At 63.2% G+C, this 21372-nt stretch carries 23 protein-coding genes; 14 read left to right on the top strand and 9 right to left on the bottom strand.

Annotation, left to right across the window (positions count from 1 at the left end; all coding sequences use genetic code 11):
- From ABUA09_RS16005 to ABUA09_RS15970, 8 genes are all read left to right on the top strand, one after another.
- The coding region (locus ABUA09_RS16005; protein WP_349949522.1) for a FecCD family ABC transporter permease at positions 1-783 on the top strand (783 nt) is incomplete at its 5' end.
- Entirely contained in the window at positions 780-1556 is a 777-nt protein-coding gene (locus ABUA09_RS16000) for an ABC transporter ATP-binding protein (protein ID WP_349949521.1), read from the top strand. The genes ABUA09_RS16005 and ABUA09_RS16000, both read left to right, overlap by 4 nt.
- Positions 1557-1562: 6 nt before the next feature.
- Complete coding sequence (locus tag ABUA09_RS15995) at positions 1563-1904, top strand: CGGC domain-containing protein (protein WP_052082868.1); 342 nt, start codon at positions 1563-1565, stop codon at positions 1902-1904.
- Between the two features lie 167 nt (positions 1905-2071).
- Positions 2072-2947 (top strand): glycosyltransferase, encoded by an 876-nt coding sequence (locus ABUA09_RS15990; protein WP_075705674.1) that lies wholly within the window; start codon positions 2072-2074, stop codon positions 2945-2947.
- Positions 2948-3082: 135 nt separating this feature from the next.
- Positions 3083-4996, top strand: a complete 1914-nt coding sequence (locus tag ABUA09_RS15985; protein WP_208319819.1) for a sigma-54-dependent Fis family transcriptional regulator — start codon at positions 3083-3085, stop codon at positions 4994-4996.
- 356 nt (positions 4997-5352) lie between these two features.
- A complete protein-coding gene (locus ABUA09_RS15980) occupies positions 5353-6606 on the top strand; it encodes an ArsB/NhaD family transporter (RefSeq protein ID WP_033118943.1) in 1254 nt (417 codons plus the stop codon).
- A 78-nt stretch (positions 6607-6684) separates the two neighbouring features.
- Positions 6685-7878 (top strand): CaiB/BaiF CoA transferase family protein, encoded by a 1194-nt coding sequence (locus ABUA09_RS15975; RefSeq protein ID WP_349949520.1) that lies wholly within the window; start codon positions 6685-6687, stop codon positions 7876-7878.
- Positions 7879-7946: 68 nt separating this feature from the next.
- Positions 7947-8855: a hydroxymethylglutaryl-CoA lyase gene (locus ABUA09_RS15970; RefSeq protein WP_195973745.1), complete on the top strand. Its 909-nt coding sequence runs from the start codon at positions 7947-7949 to the stop codon at positions 8853-8855.
- A gap of 192 nt (positions 8856-9047) precedes the next feature.
- Here the strand turns inward: ABUA09_RS15970 and ABUA09_RS15965 are convergent, their stop codons facing one another.
- On the bottom strand, positions 9048-9461 hold the full coding sequence (locus ABUA09_RS15965; RefSeq protein ID WP_033118945.1) for a hypothetical protein: 414 nt from the start codon (positions 9459-9461) through the stop codon (positions 9048-9050).
- A gap of 397 nt (positions 9462-9858) precedes the next feature.
- On the bottom strand, positions 9859-11184 hold the full coding sequence (locus ABUA09_RS15960; protein ID WP_075705239.1) for a glucose-6-phosphate isomerase: 1326 nt from the start codon (positions 11182-11184) through the stop codon (positions 9859-9861).
- Between the two features lie 142 nt (positions 11185-11326).
- Between ABUA09_RS15960 and ABUA09_RS15955 the strand changes: the two genes are divergently transcribed.
- Both ABUA09_RS15955 and ABUA09_RS15950 read left to right on the top strand, forming a co-directional pair.
- Positions 11327-11932, top strand: coding sequence for a hypothetical protein (locus ABUA09_RS15955; protein WP_033116178.1), 606 nt, complete (start codon positions 11327-11329; stop codon positions 11930-11932).
- Positions 11933-12092: 160 nt separating this feature from the next.
- On the top strand, positions 12093-13019 hold the full coding sequence (locus tag ABUA09_RS15950; RefSeq protein WP_279204547.1) for a diguanylate cyclase: 927 nt from the start codon (positions 12093-12095) through the stop codon (positions 13017-13019).
- Here ABUA09_RS15950 and ABUA09_RS15945 read toward each other — a convergent pair.
- From ABUA09_RS15945 to ABUA09_RS15925, 5 genes are all read right to left on the bottom strand, one after another.
- Complete coding sequence (locus ABUA09_RS15945) at positions 12910-14370, bottom strand: MATE family efflux transporter (protein ID WP_438268291.1); 1461 nt, start codon at positions 14368-14370, stop codon at positions 12910-12912. The two genes, ABUA09_RS15950 and ABUA09_RS15945, sit on opposite strands and share 110 nt — an antisense overlap.
- 172 nt (positions 14371-14542) lie before the next feature.
- On the bottom strand, positions 14543-15901 hold the full coding sequence (locus ABUA09_RS15940) for a PFL family protein (protein WP_058117022.1): 1359 nt from the start codon (positions 15899-15901) through the stop codon (positions 14543-14545).
- Between the two features lie 468 nt (positions 15902-16369).
- Positions 16370-16639 carry an ACT domain-containing protein gene (locus ABUA09_RS15935; protein ID WP_033116180.1) on the bottom strand — a complete coding sequence of 90 codons (270 nt, stop codon included), beginning with the start codon at positions 16637-16639 and terminating at the stop codon, positions 16370-16372.
- Between the two features lie 43 nt (positions 16640-16682).
- Positions 16683-17261, bottom strand: a complete 579-nt coding sequence (gene yfbR / locus ABUA09_RS15930; protein WP_075705242.1) for a 5'-deoxynucleotidase — start codon at positions 17259-17261, stop codon at positions 16683-16685.
- A gap of 2 nt (positions 17262-17263) precedes the next feature.
- A complete protein-coding gene (locus ABUA09_RS15925; RefSeq protein WP_033116182.1) occupies positions 17264-17500 on the bottom strand; it encodes an HPr family phosphocarrier protein in 237 nt (78 codons plus the stop codon).
- Positions 17501-17653: 153 nt separating this feature from the next.
- On the opposite strand from ABUA09_RS15925, the gene mtaB reads away from it, so the two are divergent.
- Positions 17654-18961, top strand: coding sequence for a tRNA (N(6)-L-threonylcarbamoyladenosine(37)-C(2))-methylthiotransferase MtaB (gene mtaB, locus ABUA09_RS15920; RefSeq protein WP_349949519.1), 1308 nt, complete (start codon positions 17654-17656; stop codon positions 18959-18961).
- Positions 18958-19137: a hypothetical protein gene (locus ABUA09_RS18345; protein WP_058117026.1), complete on the top strand. Its 180-nt coding sequence runs from the start codon at positions 18958-18960 to the stop codon at positions 19135-19137. The genes mtaB and ABUA09_RS18345 overlap by 4 nt, the downstream gene beginning before the upstream one ends.
- A 110-nt stretch (positions 19138-19247) precedes the next feature.
- On the opposite strand, the gene ABUA09_RS15910 is transcribed toward ABUA09_RS18345, so the two are convergent.
- Positions 19248-19823 carry an FUSC family protein gene (locus tag ABUA09_RS15910; RefSeq protein ID WP_208319966.1) on the bottom strand — a complete coding sequence of 192 codons (576 nt, stop codon included), beginning with the start codon at positions 19821-19823 and terminating at the stop codon, positions 19248-19250.
- 146 nt (positions 19824-19969) lie between these two features.
- Positions 19970-20119 (bottom strand): hypothetical protein, encoded by a 150-nt coding sequence (locus ABUA09_RS15905; RefSeq protein WP_195608476.1) that lies wholly within the window; start codon positions 20117-20119, stop codon positions 19970-19972.
- Between the two features lie 104 nt (positions 20120-20223).
- Here ABUA09_RS15905 and thyA point away from each other — a divergent pair, with 104 nt between their 5' ends.
- Together thyA and ABUA09_RS15895 are read left to right on the top strand one after the other, a co-directional pair.
- Positions 20224-21054 (top strand): thymidylate synthase, encoded by an 831-nt coding sequence (gene thyA / locus ABUA09_RS15900; protein WP_033116185.1) that lies wholly within the window; start codon positions 20224-20226, stop codon positions 21052-21054.
- Positions 21055-21070: 16 nt separating this feature from the next.
- A partial coding sequence (locus tag ABUA09_RS15895; RefSeq protein ID WP_349949518.1) for a dihydrofolate reductase occupies positions 21071-21372 on the top strand: 302 nt, incomplete at its 3' end.

Here is a 21372-nt window from a genome sequence, read left to right as displayed (position 1 = left end):
CTGGTAATGCAGGCCATCACGGGCAACACTATGGCCAGCCCCTTCACCACCGGCCTTTCCAACGCCGCCGCTATGGGCGCGGCGGTGGTGATCGTCTTCGGCCTCAATTTCATGGGCACCACCCAGCTCACCACCGTGTTCGGGGCCTTTGTTCTGGCCTTCCTGTGCGCCGCGCTGGTGTACGGCATCTCCTCCGCCAAGGGGCTGGGGAGCACCACCATCGTACTGGTGGGTATCGCGCTGAACTACTTTTTCTCCGCGCTCAACGCCGGGATGCAGTACATCGCCAACGAGCAGCAGCTCACCGCCATTGTCAACTGGACCTTCGGGAGCCTGTCCCAGTCCACCTGGCCCCAGATCCTGTTCACCGCGGCGGTGCTGGGCGTCTCCCTGCCCATCCTCTTCTCCCGGGCATGGCACTATAATCTGCTCACCACCGGGGATGAGAGCGCCGTGGCCCTGGGGGTCAATGTGGGGCGGCTGCGCTGTGTCTCCGGGCTGCTCATCACCCTCATCGCCGCCACCGTGGTCAGCTTCACCGGGGTCATCGGCTTCGTGGGTCTGGTGGCCCCCCATATCGCCCGTCTGCTGGTGGGCGGGGACCATCGGGTCCTCTTCCCGGTCAGCGCCCTGCTGGGCGGATGTCTGCTCATCCTGGCCGACCTGGTGGGACGGACCGTGGCCTCCCCGGTGGTCATCCCCGTGGGGATCGTGGTCTCCTTCATCGGCGTGCCGGTGTTCGTCTACCTCATCCTGCGGGACCGGAAGGAGCGGGTGCTGTGAAGATCTCCATACAGGGCCTGTGTTTCGGCTACAAACAGCGGCAGGTGCTCCGGGGGGTGGACCTGGAGGTGCCCTCCGGCTCCCTCTGCGCCCTGCTGGGCGCCAACGGCGCGGGAAAGACCACCCTGCTCAAGTGCATCAACGGCATCCTCCGGCCCCAGTCGGGCCGGGTGTTCGCCGACGACACCGACCTGGGGAGCCTCACCGCCAGAGAACGGGCCAGACTCATCGGCTATGTGCCCCAGAACGCCCAGGCGGGCGGAAGCTGCCTCAACGTGCTGGAGACCGTGCTCTCCGGGCGGGTGCCGCACCGAAAGGGACGGCTGAAGAGCGAGGACTACGACATCGCCGGGCAGGTGCTGGAGTCCATGGACCTGTCCCGGTACGCCATGCGTCAGCTCAACCAGCTCTCCGGCGGGGAGCGCCAGCGGGTGTTTATCGCCCGGGCGGTGGCCCAGCGCCCCAGGGTCATGCTGCTGGACGAGCCCACCAGCAACCTGGATATGCGCTTCCAGCAGGAGACCATGGAGATCGTCAAGGCGCTCAGCGCCGGCCGGGGCATCACGGTGATCACCATCCTTCACGACCTGAATCTGGCCATTGTGTACGCCGACCAGGCCGTGCTCCTGCGGGATGGGACCGTCTATCGGGCCCAGTCCCCCCAGGAGGCGCTGGACGGGGCCAACATCCGGGACATCTTCGGCGTGGAGGTGGGCTTCGCACCCCTGGACGGCGCCCGGTACATCGTCCCCCGGCGGCTGGAGAGGGGGTGAGCGGGGATGGATGCGGTTGCAATCCTCTCCTGCCGGAAGGCGGCGGAGACCTGCGGCGGCGTGGACTGCCTGGGATTCTTCCACCGGCGGGAGCGGTCCTTTTCCGGCCGCGGGGACCGGGAGATGCGCCTGGCCGCCTTTGCCACGTGCAACGGGTGCGAGTGCGACCCCGCCTCCGACGAGGCATTTCAGAAAAAGCTGGACAAGCTGTCCGGCGCAGGTGTGGAAGAGGTCCACGTGGCCGCCTGCGTCACGGGAGAAAAGCGGGCCTGTCCCCGGAAGGAGGCGATCCTGACGGCGCTGTCCGCCCGGGGCCTGCGGGTCTGCCTGCTGGAGGAACGGGCCTGAAACGGAGCAAGGGGGCTCCCGGCGGATCGCTGGGAGCCCCCTTGTGCTTGGAACGGAGCATGGACTCCGCCGCAGGCCGCGATTGTTTCTTGCGCCGGCGTATGGTATAATGTCCAGACAAGACAAGCGCGGTCTCTCTGAATCTATGAAGTAGCGAGGTGCCCTCCTTGAACGAACCTCTGGTGAGTATCATCGTCCCGGTCTATAATGTGGAATCCTATCTCTCCCCGTGCCTGGAGAGCATCCAGCGCCAGAGCTGGCGGAACCTGGAGGTGCTGATGGTGGACGATGGCAGCACCGACGGCTCCTCCGCCGTCTGCGCGGATATGGCGGTGGCCGATCCCCGCTTCCGCCTCCTCCGGCAGGAGAACGCCGGGGTCTCCGCCGCCCGGAACGCCGCCCTGACCCTGGCAGGGGGGAAGTATCTCCAGTTCGTGGACGGGGACGACCGCATCCATCCCCAGGCCACGGAGACCCTGGTCCACGCCGCCGAGGCCATGGGGGCGGACCTGGTCCTCTCCCATTTTTACCGGGTGGACGGGGAGCGGCAGGCCGTCCGGGGCCATATCAAGGGGGAGCGGCTCCTCACCCGGCAGGAGTTCGCCCGGGAGATGGTGAAGGCGCCGGCCAATTACTACTACGGCGTGCTGTGGAACAAGCTCTACCGCCGCTCCATCGTGGAGAGCCGGGGCCTGCGGTTCGAGCGGGAGGTGGCCTGGGGGGAGGACTTCCTCTTCAACCTAGAGTATATCCGCTCCGTCCGGCTGGTGGCGGCGGTGCCCCGGCCCCTCTACTATTACATCAAGCGCCCGGGCAGCCTGGTGAGCACCCAGGCCACCCTCCGGCGCACCATCGAGATGAAGCGCACCACCTTCGACTACTACAAGGACCTCTACCAGGACCTGGACCTCTACGACGAACAGAAGGCAAAGGTCTACCGCTATCTCATCTCCACGGCGGTGGACGGGCTGACCCTGCCCGGCGAGGGCGTGGAGCGCCGAGGGAGAAGCGCCGCCGGACGGCGGGCCGGACAGGAGGGCTGACGGCCGGGGTGGGAAAAGAGTACAAAAACTGTATTGACTTTTGCGGAAATCGCAGCTTAGTATAACGTCCGACGGACAGCCCCGCCAGGGACTGCGGTTTATTTCCGTGCAAGATCGGAGAAAGGAAACGATATCATGACCGAACGGCATCCTAAGATTTGCCTGATCTCCCCCACGGAAGATCTGGCCCGCCGGGCCAAGAAGCTGGTGGCCCGGCGGGGGATGGATGTGCGGGTGGAGGTGGCGGAGCTGGAGGCGGCGGTCTCCCTGGCCCGCCGCCTTCTGGCGGAAGATGATTATCTGTTTATCAGCCGACGGGGCACCCGGGACCTTTTGCGCAAGAGTTTAAAAATCCAGGTCGTCAACATTCCGGGGGAGGCGTCGGACTATATTCCTGCCATTCAGCAGTTGCGGGGCGAGCAGGGCCTGATTGCGTTTTTTTCCTTTGAAGAAGATATCAGCAATGAACTGCGTACCATCTGCTATCTGCTCCATCTGAAAATGAAGCACTACTGCTTCTCCGACAGCCTCAGCTGTCAGGCGGCGGTGCAGCAGGCGGTGGCCGACGGGGCGGCCTGGGGACTAGGCGGGGTCGTGTCGGAGCGGTTCGCAAAGCACTGTGACTTGGCCTATCTCCGGGTAGAGAGCTCGGACGCATCCATCCTACACGCGCTGGACACGGCGCAGCAGCTGTACATCACCCAGCAGGAGAATGCCCGCCAGCAGGAGCAGCTCCAGATCCAGTTGGAGCGTTACCAGAACATTCTGGACTACACCCACGACGCCATCATCGCCATCGACGAGAAGGGGCGGATCAGCACCACCAATCAGATCGCGGAGCAGATGCTCCAGCCCGCCCAGCCCCCCTTCGTCGGCCGCCCCGTAGAGGAGGTGCTACCCAACACCCATATGACTAACGTCCTCCATACGGGGGAGGCGGAGATCGGCCAGATGATGAACATCCACGGGACTCTGGTCTCGACCAACCGGGTGCCCATCCGGGTGGGCGGACAGGTCAAAGGTGTGGTGGCCACATTTCAGGACATCAAGACTCTGCAGACAGCCGAGCGGAACATCCGTATCAAGCTCCACGAGAAGGGGCTGGTGGCGAAATACCGTTTTTCGGACATCTTGGGCCGCTCTCCTGCGATCCGGGATGCCAAGCGGCTGTCCGAAAACTTTGCGGATGCCCAGTTCACGGTCATGCTCTATGGAGAGACCGGCACAGGCAAGGAGATGTTCGCCCAGAGCATCCACAACGCCAGTCCACGACGGGACGGCCCCTTCGTCGCCATCAACTGCACGGCACTTAACCGGAACCTGCTGGAGTCCGAACTGTTCGGCTATGCGGACAGCTCCTTTACCGGGGCGCGGCGAGGCGGCAAGGCTGGACTGTTCGAGACCGCCCACGGCGGCACGGTTTTCCTGGATGAGATCGGGGAACTGCCGCTGGAGTTCCAGGCCCCGTTGCTCCGGGTCCTCCAGGAAAAGGAGGTGCGCCGGGTGGGGGACGACACCGTTATCCCAGTGGACATCCGTATCATCGGCGCAACCAACCGCAACCTGCTCCAGCTGGTGGAGGAGGGGAAGTTCCGGCGGGACCTCTATTACCGCCTGAATGTCCTCAGTGTGCTGGTGCCGCCGCTGCGGGAGCGGGGGGATGACTACCTAGAAATCGCCCGGTGCATCTATGAACGGGTGCTGCCCCAGCACACGGAGGAGGAGGAAACGGTCTTTCTCCGCGTGCTGGACCGGTGCCGCTCCTATGCCTGGCCCGGAAATGTCCGAGAGCTGACCAACTTGGTGGAACGAGTCTCCCTGCTGCTCCACCGAGGTAGCAGGGAGGAGGAAGTGGTTCAACTTCTCAACGTGCAGTGGCAGGAGACACCTCCCGCCGCACCCTTGGTCCCAGGTAGCGCCCCCGCACTGCTGGACCGGGAGGCGGTGCAGGAGGCGTTGCGGCGGAATGGCGGGAACCTCTCTCGCACGGCTAAGACTTTGGGTGTCAGCCGGAGCACGCTGTACCGCCGCCTGCATAGCGGCGGCTGACGAGGAAGAAGTGTCTCAAGATGTTCCAGAGTGTTCCAGGCGAGAAACAATGATAGGACAAACCGGCGTTGTACCCCCTGAAAAAGCAAAAGAAAATTGGAAGCATCATCTGTTTGGCAGAGAGACCTCCGCAAATTGCGGAGGTCTCTCTGTGTGTTTTGCACAGTTTAAAACAGCTTTATCAATTTCTGCTCGGGCAGAACGATAAAATAGAAAATAATTTTAAACGGAAAAGACTGTTTTGGCACGTGAGTTGCTAGGTAGCAGAGGCAGAATGCTCGATCGTAGCAATCTGTCCCAGCGTCTCCACCCCGCAGGGCCAAGTGGGGTGGAACCAAGAAAAAGGAGGCATTCTTGTGAGCAACAGTATTGCATTGATCTCGCTGGTGGTCCTGATCGCTGTCATCGCGGTCGGATTTGTGATGAAAAAGAATGTGGGCCTGATCGCGGTCCTGGCGGCATGGATTTTCGGCGCGGTCATCGGCACTGGGGACTCTGACATCATCAAAGGCTTCAGCTCCAGTACATTCATTATGCTGCTGGGCGTGTCGCTGCTGTGTACCATCGCCACCAACAACGGCACCCTGGAGTTGGCGGCCAAAAAGTTTCTGTTGGTCTCCGGCGGCCATGTGGCCGTGGCGCCCGTCATCATGTATCTGATCGGCTACATCATCGCGGCCATTGGGCCCGGTTGTGTGCCGGCGCTTGGCATTGCCGCTGCCCTGAGCCTGCCTGTGGGCAAGAGCACGGGCTACAACACCGTCATGCTGGCCGCCATCGGCCAAATCGCCTCCATGGCGGGCCGCTTCTCTCCCATCACCCCGGAGAGTGTTCTGATCGCGAACCTGGCCGGGGAGCAGGGTATCTCGGGGTATCAGACGGTGACCCTGATCTACGCGACCATCACCACCATCGTGCTGTCCGTGGTCATCTTCTTGGTATTCAAGGGCTACCAGGTCAAGGAACCGGTCAAGGGGGAGCAGGAGCGATTGTCAGCTTTTACACAGAAGCAAATCCTCACACTGATTGGGTTCCTGGTCATGATCGTCGTGAGCGCCCTGTTCAAGCGCAACGTGGGCCTGGTTTCCTTCACGGTGGCCGTGGTCCTGATGCTGCTGAACGCCGCCGATGAGAAAGTCGTCATCAAGGGCGTGCCTTGGTCCACCCTGCTGATGGTCACCGGCATCGGCATGCTGATGAATATCGTCTCTTCCGTGGGTGGCGTAGAGCTGATGTCCAATGGTCTGGCCTCCATCATGTCACCCCGTACTGCGGTGGCCATTCAGGGCCTGTCCGCTGGCATCCTCTCTTGGTTCAGCTCCGCCATCGGCGTGGTGTGGCCCACCATGGTCCCCACCGTCGGCGCTATCGCGGAGCAGGTGGGCGTCAACCCAGAGAGCCTGATCACCATCATGTGCCTGACAGCCTCCTTCGCCGGCTTCAGCCCGGCCTCCACAGGCGGCAGCCTGATCCTGGCGGCCAACGCCACCGACCCCGATTTCACCAAGGAGAAGGAGAACAAGCTCTTTCTGCAACTCTTCGCTCTGTCCGCTCTACTGCTGGTACTGACAGTTCTGGGCGGTCTGTTGGGGCTGTACAGCATTCTGTGACCCCGGTAAGGCTCTGTACTGCTGCCACACAAACATTTTCCCTTTATGTACGATGAACAAAATAATGAGGTGTTTCTGATGAACAAAGGTCTTTTGGACGGCGTGGTCGTACTCGACCTGACCCGTGTTCTGGCTGGTCCCTACAGCGGCTTGATGCTGGCTGATATGGGCGCGACGGTCATTAAGCTGGAGAACCCCAAGGGCGGCGACGATACCCGGAAGATGGGGCCCTTCGTCAACGATAACAGCGTCTACTACGCCAACTTCAACCGTAGCAAGCTGGGTTGTACCCTGAATCTCAAGGACCCCGACGGCAAGGAGATGTTCAAGGAACTGGTAAAGAAGGCGGACATTGTCATTGAGAACTACCGCCCTGGCACCATGGAGAAGCTGGGCTTGGGCTACGACGTCCTGAGGGAGGTCAATCCCGGCATCATCTATGGCGCGGTGTCCGGTTTCGGCCACACCGGCCCTTACAGCAGGCGGGCGGGTTATGACATCGTGGGCCAGGCCATGGGCGGCCTGATGAGTACCACCGGCTGGCCGAACGGCCCCGCCACCCGGGTGGGGACTCCCATGGGCGACGTGCTGGGTGGCCTGAACATGACCATTGGCATTCTGGCGGCCTTGGTCAACAAGCAGAAGACGGGACTGGGGGAGAAGGTCGATGTGGCCTTGGTGGACTCCGTGGCCTCCGCTATGGAGAACATCACTATGATCTATCAGGCGACAGGCCGCATCCCCCAGCGCATCGGCAACCGGTATGAGTCCACTTATCCCTACGACGTTTTCCCCGCCAAGGACGGCGACGTGGTCATCGCCGCCGGCAACAATAAGCTGTACGGCCTGCTGTGCGACGTGATGCAGCGGCCGGAGTTGAAGACGGATTCACGCTTTGCCGAGATCAAGGACCGGGTGGCTAACCATGTGGCCATGCGGGAGGCCATCTGCGCCTGGACCAGGAACTACACCATTGACGAGATCGACAAGCTACTCAATGACGCCGGCTGCCCGGCCTGCCCAGTCAACACCATCGACCGGCTGGTCACCGATCCCCAGATTGCGGGCGCCCGGGAGATGTTCCCAGTGATCGATCAGCCGGGCATTGGTAAGTTACAGATTACCGCCGTGCCCCAGCACCTGACCCGTACCAAGGCATATCCCCACAAGCCGGCTCCGCTGCTGGGCGAGGACAACGCCAGGGTCTACGGTGAGTTGCTGGGACTGGACGCCGCCCGGCTGGGAGCACTGAAAGCGAGGGGCGCTATCTGACCGAAAAACCGACCTGTAGCGGCGGCAATCCCGTCGCCGCGGGAATCTATCAAAGAAGGTAACATAATATGAGCAAAATCGAAGTTGTAGAAGTCGGACCCCGCGACGGGTTCCAGAGTGTAAGATGCGCCGCCCCTATCGCCTCCGAGTTGAAGCTGGAGGTAATCGACAAGCTGATTGCGGCGGGTGTGAAGCATATGGAGTACACATCCTTCGTCAGTCCCAAGGCGATTCCCCAGTTGGCCGATGCCCAGACGGTCACAGAGGCCGTGATGAAAAAGTACCCCGGCCTGGACCTGTTCGCCCTAGTGCCCAATCTGCGGGGTGCGCAGAACGCCTACGAACTGGGACTCCGTAAGGTGTGCTACGTGGTCTCGCTGAGTAAGAGCCACAACAAGGCCAATATCAACCGCACCCACGAGCAGTCGCTGGAGGCATACCAGGAGATTCGCGCCGCCTACCCCGATCTGGAAGTGGTCGTGGATCTAGCCACAACTTTTGGCTGTCCCTTTGAGGGCAAGTACAACGATTCCCAGGCGGTGGTCAACTTTCTGAAAGACTATGCCGACGCTGGCATGACCACCTGCTGTCTCTGCGATACCATCGGCATCGCAGACCCCGCCCAGGTCAAGTCTGTGATTGGCGAACTGAAGGCCTCCTACCCGAACCTGCAACTACAGGTCCACTTCCACGACACCCGGGGCTTGGGCATGGTCAACACCATGGCTGCCATTGAGAGCGGCGTCACAGAGGTCCAGTCCGCACTGGGCGGCCTGGGCGGCTGCCCCTTTGCCCCCGGCGCGTCCGGCAACCTGTCCACCGAGGATATGGTCTGGATGCTGAACGAGATGGGCTTCAAGACCGGAGTTTCCTTCTCCAAGGTGCTGGAGGCAGCCAAGTTCCAGGCCATTCACATCCCCGGCAACTACAGTGGACATCACATCCATATCGAGCAGGAGTCTCCCTGTAAATTCTGAGGCCAATCCCCGCTCCCCCTTGGCGGATGCTGGGAAGCCGCACCGAAAGAGCCCCTCCCCAGCTCCCTCAGGGGAGGCCAGGGAGGGGCTTTCCCGTGGACCAGGAGAGCTCCCGCATCCCAGATGGGGTGCGGGAGCTCTTTTTTGGCCACGCAGGGTCCTCCGCCCGCCTGACGGGCCGGAGAGCTTGGCTCAGAAGTATTTCTTCACACCGTCGGAGGCTAGACTCTCGTCGGCGCTGATGGTGACAGTGAACTTGATGTTGTTGTCCTCGCCAAAATTGTTCAGCCAGTCCAGGAAGTTCTCCACCTCCAGGCTGGTGGCCTCGCTGGGGACGATTTTGGTGAGGCTGTCGATAAAGACATGGGTGATGTCGTAGTTCCCGGCGTACAGGCCGCTGATAAAGCCCTTGAGGAACTCATAGCCCTTCATGTCGTAGTGGCTGGCCTCGACCAGACGGATTTTATAGTTGATGTCGTAGGTCAGCTTGGGTCCCCGCTCGATGCAGACCACGTTGCCGTGCTCGTTCTGCACTGCGGTATTGATAAGATCGATCATCTGCTTGGTCTTGCCGGTGCCTTTGACCCCCATGATCACTCTAACCATCTTGATCACTCCTTACAATGTCCGCCGGAGCGGTCTCCGGCTTGTGTCACTATGTTACCATTTCCCCATAAAAATTTCAACTGATTTACACAAGTTCACGAAAAATTCATGGGGAGGGATGCGGACGTTTGGGCTTATCTGAAGACCACCCGGCCGCCCGGCCCTTTGTCCGGTGGACGGAGTTTCCTACAGGCGCAGCTCCAGTTCGGCCCGCCGGGCCTCAAACCCGGGCTTGCATCCCCGCGGGATGTTCCATCCCGCGGGGACCCCTTTGGATCTGACTTCCTCGGCGGAAATGAATTCCGCCTGCGGCAAGGTTTTGGAGGGGCCAAAACGCTTGGACGGCGCTGCGCACCGAATCTCCTGGGCAAGCGGGAAGTCCGGGGACTGCGGCCTCTTACAGGCGCAGCTCCAGTTCGGCCCGCCGGGCCTCAAACCCGGGCTTGCCCAGGAGGGCGAACATATTCTGCTTATAGGCTTCCACGCCGGGCTGATCGAAGGGGTTCACCCCCAGGAGATAGCCGGAGAGCCCGCAGGCGTATTCAAAGAAATAGATGAGCTGCCCGATGGTCCGCTCGTCCCGGGCCTCGGCCTCCACCACCAGGTTGGGCACGCCCCCGTCCACATGGGCCAGCAGGGTGCCCCGCATGGCCTGCTCGGCTACGAACTGGAGGCTCTTGCCCGAGAGGAAGTTGAGCCCGTCCACGTTGTCCGGGTCATGGGGGACCAGGAGCTCCCGGCGGCTGGTGCGGAAGCGCACCACCGTCTCCATCAGGATGCGGGCGCCCTGCTGGATATACTGGCCCATGGAGTGAAGGTCGGCGGTGAACTCCACGCTGGCGGGGAAGAGGCCACGGCCCTCCTTGCCCTCGCTCTCGCCGTAGAGCTGCTTCCACCACTCGGCGAAGAAGCGGAAGGAGGGCTCGTAGCCCACCAGCAGCTCGATGGCCTTTCCAGCGCCGTAGAGGGCGTTGCGGGCGGCGGCATACTGCCAGGCGGGGTTGTCCGCGCCGGGGACGTCCAGCGCCTCCATGGCCTCCCGGGCCCCCTCCATCAGGGCGGCGGCGTCAATGCCCGCTGCGGCGATGGGCAGCAGCCCCACGGCGGTGAGGACGGAGTAGCGCCCGCCCACGGCGTCGGGCACCACGAAGGTCTCGTACCCCTCGCTGTCGGCGAGCCCCTTGAGCGCGCCCTTGCGGGCGTCGGTGGTGGCATAGATGCGCCCGCGGGCGCCCTCCCGGCCGTACCGCTCCTCCAACAGGGCCTTGAAGATGCGGAAGGCCACGGCGGGTTCGGTGGTGGTGCCGGACTTGGAGATGACGTTGACGGAGAAGTCCTTGTCCTTTAAATAGTCGATGAGCTCGCACAGCGCGTCGGTGGACAGGCCGTTCCCGGCGAAGAAGATCTCCGGCGCGTTCCGGGCCAGCCTGTGATCGGCGGAGCCCATGAGTTCGATGACGGCCCGGGCCCCCAGATAGGACCCGCCGATCCCCACTACCACCAGCACCTGGGAGTCGGAGCGGATCTTCTCCGCAGCGGCCTGGATGCGGGCAAACTCCTCCCGGTCGTACTCCTCCGGCAGCCTCACCCAGCCGGTGAAGTCGCCGCCGGGGCCGCTGTGGTCCCGGAGCATGGTCCGGGCCTGCGCCAAGCCCGCCTCCCGGCTGGAGAACCAGTCGTCGGGCAGAAAGCCGGCGGCGCTTGTCAGGTCTATTTTGAGCATAATAAAACCTCCTCATACATGGCGATATCTGCTTCGCACCCAGTATACACGAACGTGCCGCCCTTGCCCAGAGGAAATCTTGCCGGAAAAGGGTAAAAAATAACGGTTGTTTTTCAGGAAGAGGTTGACAGAAGGGTTCAGAATGCTAAAATGGATTTCAAAGTCCGCATGGACCTATGACGCCCAGACCGGCGAGGAGGCGGAGCATACCGTCACCTTTGACCGGGACCCGGAGGCTGCGGGCGAGAACGTCTTCGCCGGCACGGTCACCATCAGCGGTCAGCGGGGCCGGGTGGAGGTCAACGACGGCCTGACCGTGGAGGCGGGCGGCCTGGTGGAGAGCTCCGCCGCCTCCACCATCATCAGCGGCAAGAGCTACAACTACGGCACCATCCAGGTCACCGGAGGTACCCTGTACCTGCAGAACACAGGGTACTCCGTGTACAACATGGGCGAGATCTCCGTCTCCGGAGGGGCCGTGCTGAACGCGGCGGGCACCGTGGTGGTGAACACCGGCTCCATGACCGGGTCCGGTACGCTGCAGTTGGGCGAGCTGGACGACATCACCGGCTATGACAACGGGATCGAATATGTGGCGCTTGGCCTGAGCTGGTCCGAACAGACCCCGGCCAGCTATGACCGCTATCAGTTCGTCCGCGATTCCGCGGATACCGTGGAGGTCATCTACTTCATCGGCGCGCTGTCCAACCAGGACGGGGGCGCCTGCGGCCTCACCGTCCAGGAGTGACGGGCCCGGCCGAACCCTGAGCAAGACCGAAAAACCGCCTCCCCGGCGTTCGACGCGCCGGGGAGGCGGTTTTTACAGACAAGGGCGGGCCGGGGCCATCCCATCTCCTCTTGCACAGCGGCGCGGTTTCTGCTATGATTTTTCCGAAAGGGGATCGGAAATGGAAGAAGACCAGACGATGGATTTTTGCGAGATCACACAAGCGCTCTGGAAAAGCTACTTTTCCCTGGACAGAGGAGAATTTGAGTCCGTATTCGAGTGGCTGGATGAGAACTGCTCCATCATCGGCACCGGAAAGCACGAATTCTATCTCGACCGCGCGTCCTTTCATCAGGCGCTGATGCAGGAGGCGGAGCAGCGGGAGGCGGTGGCGTTCCAGTTCAAGGACCTGTGGTGCCGGCAGCGCCGGCTCTCGCAGGACGCCTGCCTGGTGTACGGCGGCCTGGACATCTGGTGGGAAAAGGAAGACAAGACGGTCTATATCGATATGAGCAGCCGGTATTCCATCCTGTATCAGAGGATCGGGGGGATATGGAAGGTGGTCCATATCCATCAGTCCGTGCCGAATGTGGAACAGGCGCCCGACGAGTATTACCCCAAAAGGCTCTCCGACCAGGTAGAGAGCGCCCGGCGGCTGGCGCTCCGCATGGAGGACCTGGCGCTGCGGGACGGCCTGACACAGCTCTACAACTACCGGGGTCTGGAGAAAATGTGGAGCACCTGGGACGAGGCGGAGAGCTGGATCTTTGTGGCGGACCTGGACGATTTTAAAAGCATCAACGACACATATGGACATCTGGCCGGCAACCATGTGCTCAAGAGGATCTCCGGCAGGCTGCGGAAGACCATGCGGAGCGGAGATGTGGTGTGCCGCATGGGGGGAGACGAGTTTGTCCTGCTCTGCGGAGCGGTGGGCGGACGCAGTCCTCTATACCGTGAAAAGGACGACGAAGGACGGATACCTGCTGGGGACGTAGTCAGCATGCCCCGCCGGCCGGTCCCCGCCGTCGGGCTGAGGCCGCGGCGCTCTGCGCCGCGGCCTTTTCCGGCCCTCCGGCACTCAATTCCCGGTAAGTCCGCCGGATGACGACGGCCGCGATGAGGAAGGTGAGGATGTCGGCGGCGGGGAAGGAGTACAGCAGCCCGTCCAGGCCCCAGAAGAGGGGGAAGAGAATCGGCAGCGCCACGCCGAAGACGATCTCCCGGGTGAGGGAGATCACGGTGGATTCCACCGCCTTGCCCAGAGACTGGAGGAAGATGAACGTTCCCTTGTTGACGGTGGCCAGGACCATCATGCACAGATAAATCCGAAAGCTTTTGACCGCAAACGCCGTATAATAGACGCTCTCATTCGCGGCGCCGAAAATGCCGATCAACTGCCGGGGGAAGAGCTCCACGACCAGCAGGGCCGCCGCGCCGACCGCGGCTTCTGCGGCCAGCAGCCTGGTGAAGAGCGCCTTCGCCCGGTCCCGGCGGCCTGCGCCGACGTTGTAGCCGACGATCGGGATGCAGCCGGCCGCCATGCCCACGGCGATGGAGATGGCGATCTGGAAGAACTTCATGACGATGCCCAGGACCGCCAGCGGGATCTGGGCGTATTCCACCCGGCCAAAGACGGGGTCCAGCGCGCCGTATTTCATGCACATATTCTGGACTGCCGCCATGGACGCCACCAGAGAGATCTGGGCCAGGAAGCTGGTGACGCCCAGGCTGAGGAATTTTTTCACCAGCCTGCCCCGAAGCCCGAAGCTCCCCCTCCTGAGCCGCACCGCCCGCATGTGGCACAGGTACCAGACGGAGAGGGCCGCCGTGAGAATCTGGCCCAGCACCGTGGCGATGGCGGCGCCCGCCATCCCCATTTTCAGGGGAAAAATGAAAATGGGGTCCAGGACCACGTTCGTCAGTGCGCCCGCGACGGTGGCGCACATGGCGAATTTGGGACTCCCGTCGGAGCGGATGATCGGATTCATGGCCTGGCCAAACATGTAGAAGGGGATGCCCAGCGAGATCCAGAAGAAATACTCCCGCGCGCAGGCGAAGGTCTGCTCGTTGACCCGCCCGCCGAACAGGGTGAGGAGCATGTCCATGCACAGCAGGTAGACCGCCGTCAGAACGGCGCTGCTCCCAAGGCAGAGCAGGATGGCGCTGCCGATGCTCCTGTGGGCGTCCTCATTCCGGCCGGCACCCAGGGAGATGCTGACGAAAGCGCAGCAGCCGTCGCCGATCATCACGGCGACGGCCAGGGCGACCACCGTCAGGGGGAACACCACCGTGTTGGCGGCGTTGCCGTAGGAGCCGAGATAGTCGGCGTTTGCGATAAAGATCTGATCGACGATGTTGTAGAGCGCGGCGACGACAAGGGAGATAATACAGGGGATGGAGTACTTCCGCATCAGCGTCCCGACCCGCTCTGTTTCCAAAAATGCGTTTGATTTCATGCCTTCCATGGCGTCCTCCTAAAAGAAAAAATAAAAACAATGAGTGGCCGAAACAACTGGATTTACGCTGTTTCAGCCACTCATTGTGAATATTATCCTAGCATACTTTTCGAAAAAAATCAAAGGGAAAATTCCCGGATTGGGCGGCGGAGGGCGAAAAGATCCCCGCGCGTCAGTTCTTCAGGCTCTGCATGGGGGCCGGGATGCGCCCGCCGCGGGAGACGAAGGGGGCTGAGCCGAAGGGGTGGACGGGCATAACGGGGGCGGAGCCCAGCAGGCCGCCGAACTCCACGGTGTCCCCCACGGTCTTGCCGGGGGCCGGGATGAGGCGCACGGCGGTGGTCTTGGAGTTGACCATGCCGATGGCGGCCTCGTCGGCGATGATGGCGGAGAGGGTCTCGGCGGTGGTGTCGCCGGGGACGGCGATCATATCAAGGCCCACGGAACACACGCATGTCATGGCCTCCAGTTTGTCCAGGTGCAGCGCGCCGGAGGCGGCGGCTGCGATCATGCCCTCGTCCTCGCTCACCGGGATGAAGGCACCGGAGAGGCCGCCCACATGGGAGGAGGCCATGACGCCGCCCTTTTTCACGGCGTCGTTGAGGAGGGCCAGGGCGGCGGTGGTGCCGTGGGTGCCGCAGACCTCCAGGCCCATCTCCTCCAGGATGCGGGCCACCGAGTCGCCCACAGCGGGGGTGGGGGCCAGGGAGAGGTCCACGATGCCGAAGGGCACGTCCAGGCGGCGGCTGGCCTCCTGGGCCACCAGCTGGCCCATGCGGGTGATGCGGAAGGCGGTCTTTTTGATGGTCTCCGCCACCACGTCGAAGGGGGCGCCCTTCACGTCCTGGAGGGCGTGGTACACCACACCGGGGCCGGAGACGCCCACATTGATGACGCAGTCGCCCTCGCCCACGCCGTGGAAGGCGCCGGCCATGAAGGGGTTGTCCTCCACCGCGTTGCAGAATACCACCAGCTTGGCGCAGCCGAAGCCGCCACGGTCCGCGGTGCGCTCCGCAGCCGCCTTGATGGTCCGTCCCATGAGGGCCACCGCGTCCATATTGATGCCCGCCTTGGTGGAGCCCACGTTCACCGAGGAACACACCAGCTCGGTGGAGGCCAGGGCCTCGGGGATGGCGTCGATGAGCTTCCGGTCCCCGGCGGTGAAGCCCTTCTGCACCAGGGCGGAGAAGCCGCCGATGAAGTTGACGCCGGTGGTGTGGGCGGCCCGGTCCAGGGCGGCGGCAAAGGGCACGTAGTCCCCCGTTACCGATGCGCCCGCCACCAGAGAGACGGGGGTGACGGAAATGCGCTTGTTGACGATGGGAATGCCGAACTCCCGCTCAATGGCCTCGCCGGTGGACACCAGCTTTTCGGCCCGGCGGCAGATTTTGTCGTAGATCTTCCGGCAGGCGGCCCCGGCGTCGGGGTCGCAGCAGTCCAGCAGGGAGATGCCCATGGTAATGGTGCGGATGTCCAGGTGCTGCTGGTCGATCATGTGGATGGTGTCCATGATTTCCGTGCTGTTGAGCATAAGAAGAACCTCCTGGTCCTCTGCCAAGTCGGACGCTACGGGTAAGGGCACGCCTGCGTACCGGCGAGCCGCCCGGCGCCGGGCGCGGCAACGATATGCGGACAGCCCCGAGACTTGGAGTGAAATTTTTGATGGACGGGGATTGGGGAAGCGCCGTTGGGCTGTGCCAAGGGCGCAGCCGGTCCCTGGGGGCCGGGGGCTGTCACGCTGCGGCTCGCTTTGCGGTCGGGTCGATAAGCCGGTCCTCCGCCGAAAATGCCGTTGGCCTTTGGCCAACCTGCTTTTTCGCCTTCATGCTGTCTTAGTTCCCCTGCGCGCCTATCCTCCGCGCTTCGGGTCTGTCACGCTGCGGCGGCTGCGCGACGCGCGGCTTCCCTCCGTCTCGGGCTGGTCTTCGGGCCGCCTTGCGGCCCTTCGCTCGCCCTCGATCCGGTCCATCCGCGCTGCTCCGCGCGCCTCCGCGCTTCGTCAGATCTTATGCATGGCGTCGAAGATATCCTCCCGCTGGACCTTGATGGAGAGGCCGCGCTGGGCGCCCTCGTTCTCCAGCAGGGTGGAAAAGACGGTGAAGGGGAGCTTGCAGGCGGAGACGTCCACCAGCATGGTCATGGTGAAAAACTCCCGCAGGATGGTCTGGCTGATGTCCAGGACATTGACGTTGTTCTCGGCCAGCAGGGTGCACACGGCGGCGATGATGCCCACCTGGTCCTTGCCGATGACGGTGACAATGGCTTTCATAGGGTCAAACCTCATTTCTCTCTTGGTGGGGGAAGGCCCGGGGCTACCGCAGCTCGTCCAGCGTCAGCTCGAAGCCCGGCATGAAATGCTCCAGAAAGTAGCCCACCTCCGGGAGCGGGGACGCCTCCAGGGCCTGCCGGGTCTGCTCCGCGGCCTGGCGGAACTCGCTGTTTCCCGCCTTGAGCTCCTCCACACATTTAATATAGGCCGAGAGTTTGTCGGCGGCCTTGACGACGGCGTGATAGCCGCTCTCCGGGTCCTCCAGCAGCAGCGGCTCGTAGGCGGGGCGGAGGGCGTCGGGCAGCATGGAGAGGAGCCGGCGGGCGGAGACGGTTTCCACCTCGCGGTAGGCGTCCCGGATCTCCGGATTATAATATTTGACCGGCGTGGGCAGATCCCCGGTGAGGATCTCCGGCGCGTCGTGGTAGAGGGCCAGCACCGCCGCCTGTCCGGGGTCTATGTCCCCGCCGAACACATCCCGGCGGATGACGGCCAGGGCGTGGGCCAGCACCGCCACCATATGGGAGTGCTCCTGGATGTTCTCCTCAAAGGTGTTGCGCATGAGGCCCCAGCGGCCAATGTAGCGCATCCGGGAGATGAGCGCAAAGAAATGATGGGCCATCCTCAGTGCACCAGGAATCTTTCCACGGCCTGCTGGAAGAGCTCGTACTGGGCCTGGGAGCCGTGGACCTCTACACGGATGGGCTCGGAGAGGTCGATGGAGAAGAGCCCCATGATGGATTTGCCGTTGACCAGATAGCGCCCGCAGATGACGTCCACATCGCAGTCCAGGCGGCTGGCGGCGTCGACAAATGCCTTGATATCGCTGACCGATGTGAGCTGAACGGGAAAGCTGCTCATTGTCTTTTCACCCCTGCATGTGATAGAATCAGATAGTATCATTATAAGCAGGCGGAGGAGAAAAAACAATTGACAAACCCGCCAGCTTTCGGAAATTCGGCCATTTTCACCAGAACGCTGAGTGGAAGGGGCCCCTTTTGTGAGGTATCACCTATGAAAGTTGCCATCCATACCTTGGGCTGCAAGGTCAACCAGTACGAGACCGCCGCCCTGGAGACCGAGCTGCGCCGCCGCGGGCATGAACTGGTCCCCTTTGAGGACGCGGCGGACGCCTATATCGTCAACACCTGTACCGTCACGGCGGTCAGCGATAAAAAATCCCGCCAGATGATCCGCCAGGCCCGGAAGCGCGCCCCCGGCGCGGTGGTGGCCGTGTGCGGCTGCTACGCCCAAACCGCGCCGGAGGCGGTGAAGGCCCTGGGGGTGGACCTGGTGGCCGGGACGGCGGACCGGATGGGCTTTCTGGACGATCTGGAAAGGCAGTGTGCAGAGCGGGGAGAGCCCCCCTTGGTCACGGTGGGCGACATCATGGCCCGCCGGACCTTCGAGCCCCTGACCGGCGGCGGCCTGGAGGGCCGCACCCGGGCCATGCTGAAGGTGGAGGACGGCTGCGTCAACTTCTGCACCTACTGCGTCATCCCTTACGCCAGGGGCCCGGTGCGGTCCCTGCCCCTGGCCGCCGCCGCCGAGGCCGGGCGTCTGGCCGGGGAGGGCTACCGGGAGATCGTCCTCACCGGCATCGAGATCTCCTCCTGGGGCCAGGACTTCCGGGACGGCACGGGCTTTATCGATCTGGTGGAGGCGGTCTGTGCCGCCGCCCCCGGCTGCCGGGTGCGCCTGGGCTCCCTGGAGCCCCGCACCGTCACGGAGGACTTCTGCCGCCGGTGCGCCGCCCTCCCCAACCTGTGCCCCCACTTCCACCTGTCCATGCAGTCCGGCTGCGACGCCACGCTCCGCCGGATGAACCGGAAATACGATGCCGCGCGGTATGAAGAGAGCGTGAAGCTCCTCCGGGCGTTCTTCCACCGCCCCGGGATCACCACGGATATGATCGTGGGCTTTCCCGGAGAGACGGAGGAGGAGTTTGCCCAGAGCCTGTCGTTCCTCCGCCGGTGCGGCTTTACGGCCATGCATATTTTCCCCTATTCCCGCCGGACTGGGACCCCGGCTGCCGGGATGCCGGACCAAGTGCCCAAGGGGGAGACGGCGGCCCGGGCCCGCCGGCCCGCCGCGGTGGCGGCGGAGTTGGAGGGGGCCTGGCTGGCGTCCTGGGTGGGGGAGACCCTGCCCGTCCTCTGTGAGGAGGAGAAGGGAGGGCTTTGGCGGGGCCACGCCCCCAATTATACCGAAGTGTTCGCCCCGGGGACGGCGCTCCACAACGTGGAACAGCGGGTGAGGATCACCGGCGTGCGGGGGACCGCCCTGGTGGGAGAGCGCGTCGAAGAGAGGGGAGAATCATGAGGGAGAACAAATACGACGGCCCGGTCTTTTTTGAAAAATACAGCCGGACGAGCCGCTCCACGCCGGGCCTGGAGAGGGCGGGGGAGTGGGAGGCCCTCGGGGCGCTGACCGCCTGTCTGGACGGGCTGCGCCGGCCTATGATGCTGCGGCGCTCCGCTCGGAAGCAGGAACCGTAAAAAGAAGCAGCCGCGCAGAGCGGCAAAAAACACGCCGGCGGATGGAGCGTCCGCCGGCGTTGGTCTGCCGAAGCCGTGTCAAAGATCCAGAATTATATGCGTGCGGCGCCTCAGTCGGGCCTGTCGTGGGTGGGGGTAAAGCCGGGGACCATGGCGTTTGCCCGCTTTTTCCACCACGCGATCCACCGCACCAGCCGTTCCCGGGGGAAGAGGTAGTTGATGAGCATGGACATCAGCACGCCCACGCCGGTGTCCACCATGCGGTTGAGCGCATAGCTCACGTAGGTGTCCGTGGGGGTGTTGAAGAGGATGATGCACAGCACCACGCTGCCCGGCTGCACCGCCGTGGGCCAGCGGAACATCTGGGCCAGACAGATGAGCACCACCACGCCCACAAAGGTCAGGGGGATGAGCAGCACGCGGCTCTCCCCGGAGGGGGCCAGGAGGAGATAGCACCAGAACAGGCCCATCCCCAGAAAGCCGCCGATGATGGTGCCGATCAGCCGGTTGCCGCCCTGCTGCCAGGAGTGGCCCATGTCGTTGCCCATGCCGTAGACGGCGCCGATGCAGGCAAAGGTGGGGTTGCGGTCGATGAGGTAGTAGATCCCGGCGCACAGGGCGGCGGAAAAAGCGGACTTCAGGTTCCGCAGGCCGATGTGGGGCAGGTGACTGTGAGCATCCTCCATGGCGGTTTCCTCTCAATCGTCGGTCTGATCCGAAAAACTCCGGATATTCAAAATTCCTCTCATGCTATATCTTAACATAATCTTAGCGCAAATGCACCGGTTTTTTAAACAAATTTTCCTATATGGCGGGCCGGGACGGGTTCCGGTCACCTCGTCAGGTCGATATCCACCCGATAGTCGTCGTCGATCGAAATATAGTCGCTGCCGTAGGTCCGGCACATGCGCAGCATTTCTGCGTTTTCCGCGCGTACAGATTCCAGGGTGCAGTCGGAATCATCGGGCCTGTGCTCGATCACGCCGGCATATGCCCGAATGTCGGAAAGAGGGATGCGCGGAAAGGCTTTGCCAGCGGGGCGCGGATGTGATATCATAGTCCAAAAACGAGAGAAGGAGACCGCCCATGAGTTACGCCGACCAGGTATTCATCCAGAACTGCAAGGAGATCCTCGCCCACGGCACCTGGGACACGGCTCTGCCCGTCCGCCCCCGCTGGGAGGATGGGGAGAGCGCCCACACCGTAAAGCGATTCGGCCTCGTTAACCGCTACGATCTCCGGCGGGAGTTCCCCGTCCAGACCATCCGCAAAATGGCCTTCAGGAGCGCGGTGGACGAGCTTCTGTGGATCTGGCAGAAGAAGTCCAGCAACATCGGGGACCTGCACTCTCACATCTGGGACGCGTGGGCCGACGAGACCGGCTCCATCGGCAAGGCCTACGGCTACCAGCTGGGGGTGAAGCACCGGTATCGGGAGGGCTGGTTCGATCAGGTGGACCGGGTGCTCTATGATCTCAGGCACGACCCCGCCTCCCGGCGCATCCTCACAAGCCTCTACAACCACCACGATCTCCACGAGATGCACCTCTACCCCTGCGCCTGGTCGGTCACCTTCAACGTCACGGGCAATGTGCTCAACGCCGTGCTGAACCAGCGCAGCCAGGACATGCTCACCGCCAACGGCTGGAATGTGATGCAGTACGCCGTGCTGCTGCATATGTTCGCAGCGGTCTCGGACCTGGTGCCGGGGGAGCTGGTCCACGTCATCGCCGACGCCCACATCTACGACAGGCACGTGCCCATCGTGGAGGAAATCATCTCCCGGGAGCCCTACCCCGCGCCCACGCTGTGGATGGACCCGGCGGCGGAGGATTTTTATTCCTTCACCCCGGACAGCTTCCGGCTGGAGGGCTACCGGGCCTGGCCGCTGGAGCGGAAGATCCCGGTGGCCGTGTGAGAGGGGAGGGAGCGCCATGTACGCCATCGTCGCCGCGGACCGGAACTGGGGCATCGGCAGGGACGGGGACCAGCTCTGCTATATCCCCGCCGACCTCAAGCGCTTCCAGGCCCTGACCACCGGCCACGCCGTCGTTCTGGGCCGCAGGACCTTGTCCACCTTTCCGGGAGGACGGCCCCTGAAGGGCCGCCGGAACCTGATCCTCTCCCGGGACCCGGCCTTCCGGCCCGACGGGGCGGAGGTGTTCCGGGACCTGGAGTCCCTGCTGGCCGCCGCGCCAGCGGACGCCTTCGTCATCGGCGGGGGACAGGTCTACCG

The sequence above is a fragment of the Intestinimonas sp. RTP31139st1_F5_RTP31139_211217 genome (assembly GCF_040226735.1).
In the GTDB taxonomy this organism is placed as follows: Bacteria; Bacillota; Clostridia; order Oscillospirales; family Oscillospiraceae; genus Intestinimonas; species Intestinimonas butyriciproducens.
The sequence above is the reverse complement of the archived record's forward strand: the minus strand, read 5'-3'. Positions and strand labels throughout refer to the sequence as shown.